Below are 568 nucleotides of genomic sequence, written 5' to 3' on the forward strand. Positions count from 1 at the left end.
TGTAAGGGCGTGTTGGGTTGGTAGATGAAGGCAATACATTCGGGTAAGCACAAGCACGAATGATATCAGGTGCGTGACCACCACCGGCACCCTCAGTGTGATACGTGTGGATCACGCGGTCTTTAAACGCACCAATGGTATCATCGACGAAGCCTGATTCATTCAAGGTGTCGGTATGGATTGCAACCTGAACATCATATTCTTCTGCTACGGATAAACAGCAATCAATGGAAGCTGGCGTGGTTCCCCAATCTTCGTGGAGCTTCAAGCCGCAAGCGCCTGCATCGAGCTGTTCTCTTAGGGCTTCAGGTAAACTTGCATTCCCTTTACCCAAGAAGCCAAAGTTCATGGGCATTTGGTCGGTGGATTGCATCATCTTACCGATGTACCACGGTCCAGAGGTACAAGTTGTGGCGTTAGTACCGGTTGACGGGCCGGTGCCGCCACCAATCATTGTGGTCACGCCTGACATTAAGGCTTCTTCAACTTGCTGTGGACAAATAAAGTGAATATGAGCATCAATGCCGCCAGCAGTAAGGATAGAGCCTTCACCCGCGAGTACATCTGT

At 50.2% G+C, this 568-nt stretch carries 1 protein-coding gene; it reads right to left on the bottom strand.

From position 1 onward, the window contains the following. The coding region (locus tag A3729_RS03900; RefSeq protein ID WP_156497632.1) for an urease subunit alpha at positions 1–568 on the bottom strand (568 nt) is incomplete at both ends.

It is taken from the genome of Oleiphilus sp. HI0043 (genome assembly GCF_001634935.1).